Origin of the sequence: Mesorhizobium sp. M7A.F.Ca.CA.002.09.1.1, from assembly GCF_003998555.1 — a bacterium.
Lineage (GTDB): Bacteria > Pseudomonadota > Alphaproteobacteria > Rhizobiales > Rhizobiaceae > Mesorhizobium > Mesorhizobium ciceri.
Genome location: NZ_RZRR01000558.1, coordinates 1 through 3815, shown reverse-complemented (window position 1 = coordinate 3815; position 3815 = coordinate 1). Strand labels below are relative to the sequence as shown.

Annotated in this window: 3 protein-coding genes and 1 pseudogene; all 4 read left to right on the top strand. The window is 61.1% G+C overall.

From position 1 onward, the window contains the following. Window positions 1–1015, top strand: a pseudogene (locus tag EN994_RS21905) (conjugal transfer protein TrbE); the annotation flags it as partial. Next, complete coding sequence (gene trbJ / locus EN994_RS21900) at window positions 1012–1737, top strand: P-type conjugative transfer protein TrbJ (protein ID WP_024502854.1); 726 nt, start codon at window positions 1012–1014, stop codon at window positions 1735–1737. The pseudogene EN994_RS21905 and the gene trbJ, both read left to right, overlap by 4 nt. Before the next feature lie 33 nt (window positions 1738–1770). After that, window positions 1771–3093 (top strand): P-type conjugative transfer protein TrbL, encoded by a 1323-nt coding sequence (gene trbL, locus EN994_RS21895; protein ID WP_063169231.1) that lies wholly within the window; start codon window positions 1771–1773, stop codon window positions 3091–3093. Next, the coding region (gene trbF, locus EN994_RS21890) for a conjugal transfer protein TrbF (protein WP_164746067.1) at window positions 3094–3815 on the top strand (722 nt) is incomplete at its 3' end.

The window sequence follows — 3815 nt, the reverse complement described above, 5'->3', positions numbered from 1 at the left end:
GGTTTATGTCTTCGACAAAGGCAATTCGGCCCGTGCTGCAACACTTGCCATGGGTGGAGAACACCACGCGCTAGGAGCGGACGGTTCCCTTGCCTTTCAGCCACTGCGCAGCATCAACGACCAGGCTAGCCGAAGCTGGGCGGCCGAATGGATCGCCAGCCTTGTTGCCCACGAGAACGTCACCGTCACGCCGGAGGTGAAGGAGGCTATTTGGTCAGCGCTGGCCAGCCTTGCCACCGCGCCGGCGCAGGAACGCACACTGACCGGTCTTTCGGTCCTGCTTCAATCCAATGCGCTGAAGACCGCATTGATGCCCTACACGCTCGACGGTCCCTTCGGCCGCCTGCTCGATGCCGATCATGATGGGCTGGCCTTGTCGGATGTGCAGTGTTTCGAGACCGAGGAGTTAATGCACAGCCAAAGCGCTTTGCTGCCGGTGCTTACCTATCTGTTCCAGCGACTTGAGGAACGGTTCGACGGACGGCCCACGCTGATCATGCTCGACGAGGCGTGGGTCTATCTCGACAATCCGCTGTTCGCCGCCCGCATCCGCGAATGGCTGAAGGTGCTGCGAAAGAAGAACGTGTCGGTTGTCTTCGCTACGCAGTCGCTGGCTGATATCGCGGGCTCTGGCATAGCGCCGGCAATCATCGAAAGCTGCCCGCAGCGCATTTTCCTTCCCAATGATCGTGCCGTGGAACCCCAGGCGCGCACAGCCTACGAGCGCTTCGGTTTAAGCGAGCGGCAGATCGAATTGATCGCCCGCGCCACGCCGAAGCGTCAGTATTATCTGCAATCGCGCCGCGGCAACCGTCTGTTCGAGCTCGAGCTTGGCCCCATCGCTCTTGCGCTTTGCGGTGCTTCCGATCCGGCCACGCAGACTCTGATCGACAGGATCATGTCCGAAGACGGGCAAGGCAGCTTTGCCTCGCAGTTCCTGATCGCGCGCGGCCTCGATTGGGCCGGCGAACTTCTCAAGCAATTCCCTCAACCAGACAAGGAGCAATTCTCATGATGCGGCGACGCCTTCTCTCCGGCCTGATCACCGTTTCCCTGATCGCCAAGCCTATGGCCGACTATGTGCAGCCCGCCTACGCCCTTATCGTGTTCGATCCGTCCAATTATGCGCAGAACGTGCTGACGGCCGCGCGCGCATTGGAGCAGATCAACAACCAGATCCAGTCGCTGCAGAATCAGGCGACCATGCTGCAGAACATGGCGCGCAATCTTCAGCGTCTGGATTTCTCTTCCGTTGGCCAACTCACCGGTTCGCTCCATCGCATCGACGGCTTGATGGACCAGGCGAGTGGCCTCAGCTTTGATCTGGGCAAGCTTCAAGACCAGTGGCGCAGCCAATATCCGGAAAGCTACGACGCCACGATCAAAGTCAGCGATGTGGCGAGTGCTGCGCGGGAGCGTTGGCAAACCGCCATGCAGGCGTTCCGCCAGACCATGGGTGTCCAGTCGCAAATCGTCGAGAACGTCCGCGCCGACGGCGATCTGCTCGCCGATCTCGTCAACCGCAGCCAAGGGGCGGCCGGTGCGCTTCAGGCAAGCCAGGCCACCAACCAGCTGATGGCGCTTTCGACAAAACAGCAGATGCAGATCCAGACGCTGCTCGCAACGCAGTTTCGAGCTGAGGCCGAGGATGCCGCCCGCAAGGCCCAGTCAGACGAAGCCGCCCGCGAGATGACGAAGCGATTCTTGGGTACCGGCTCGGCTTATCCCGGCAATTAATCACGAGTTCATCACGACGAGAAAGGCAGCGGCATGAACGACCTTGGCGTCATCGATCGCTTCATGGAGACCTTCATCCGCTACATCGACAGCGGGTTCGGTCTGCTATCGGGCGACCTCGCCTTCCTCACTACCATTCTGATCGGCATTGACATCACACTTGCCGGCCTGGCGTGGGCGCTCGGCGACGAAACCAGCGTTCTCGGCCGGCTTGTCCGCAAGGTGCTCTATGTTGGCGTCTTCGCCTTCATTCTGAACAATTTCAAGAACCTCGCCGATATCGTTTATCGTTCTTTTGCCGGTCTCGGGATTAAGGCGTCGGCCGGCAATCTGTCGGCAGACAATCTCTTGCGCCCGGGCCGCATTGCCGCGACCGGTTTCGAAGGTGCTTGGCCAATGCTTGACCAAGCCAGTCAGCTCCTGGGCTTCCCGGAAATCTTCGGCAACGCACTGACCATCTTCGTGCTGCTGATGGCCTGGTTCCTGGTCATCATCGCCTTCTTCATCCTTTCCATCCAGCTTTTCATCACCATCCTTGAGTTCAAGCTCACCACGCTGGCAGGTTTTGTTTTGGTTCCATTCGCACTTTGGAACCGTTCAGCGTTCCTGGCCGAACGCGTGCTCGGCCATGTTATCTCGTCAGGCATCAAGGTGATGGTGCTCGCCGTCATTGTCGGTATCGGCTCCACGCTCTTCGGGGAGTTCGCTTCCGCATTGCAAGGCAAGGAGCCGGATCTTGCCGGTGCCATGTCCCAGGTACTGGGCGCACTGGCATTGCTTGGCCTTGGCATTTTTGGGCCGGGGATCGCGTCGGGTCTTGTCTCAGGCGCACCGCAGCTTGGGGCGGGCGCCGCCCTCGGCACGACCGCGGCGGCAGCGGGTGTATCACTCGTTGCTGGAGGCACAGCATTTGCTGGCGCGCGTATGGCAACCAGCGGCGGTGTCGCCGCCATCCGAGCCGGCACAACAATGGGATCGGCTGCTTCCACGTCATGGCAGATCGGGCGCGCAACCTCGCCCGACGCTGGCCTCTCCGGTGTGGCTGCTGGAATGCATGGTGTAACCAGTGCAGCTGGCGGCGCCGCTATACGCATAGCGCGATCCGCCACTGCAAGTGTTGGGCGCAACGCCGATGCCGGGCGCGATGCCGCGTGGACCGCGACCGGCGGCACGCCGACAGCGCCAATGACCGAACGCTCTGCCGGTTCGGCCACTGTTTCGGCGCCGACGTGGGCAAGGCGCCTACGTTCTGAACAGACCGCCCGTGCAAATCGCCACGCTGCCATGCAAGCTGTCCGAGACGGAGACCGGCCGGGAGGCAGCGCCACCCCCTCTCTCAACGACAAGGATGACTAGATGCTCTTCAAGCGACCCGTGCACCGTTACGGCAAAACACCCGAACCGGTCACGCCGTATCAAAAAGCCGCCCAGCTGTGGGACGAGCGCATCGGCTCATCTCGACTGCAGGCCAGGAACTGGCGGATCATGGCCCTTGGCTGCCTGGCCTTGGCGACCGGGCTTTCCGGCGGACTCGTATGGCAGTCGATGCAAAGCCGTGTCGTGCCTTATGTCGTCGAGGTCGATGGCTTCGGCGAGACGCGCGCCGTCGCGCCGGCGATCCGGAATTATGAGCCCTCGGATGCTCAGATCGCCTGGCATCTCGGCCGCTTCATCCAGAATGTCCGTTCCGTTTCCACCGATCCGGTTTTGGTACGGCAGAACTGGTTGGCAGCGTACGACTTTGCTAGCGATCGCGCAGCGCTCTTCCTCAACGAATACGCCAAGGCGAACGACCCCTTCGGTCAGATCGGAACGCGCAGTGTTTCGGTACAGGTCACCAGCGTGGTCAGAGCCTCCGAAAGTTCATTCCAGGTCAAATGGACCGAGCAGGTGTTTGAGCGCGGAAGCCTTGCCAGCACGATGCGCTGGACTGCGATCCTCACGATCGTGATTCGCTCGCCAAGCAATACGGATCAGCTGCGCAAGAATCCGCTCGGCGTCTTCATCAATGCCATTGACTGGTCACGCGAGCTCGACAGCGCCGTCCCAACCCCCCTTTCTCCGACGGAGTCCACCAA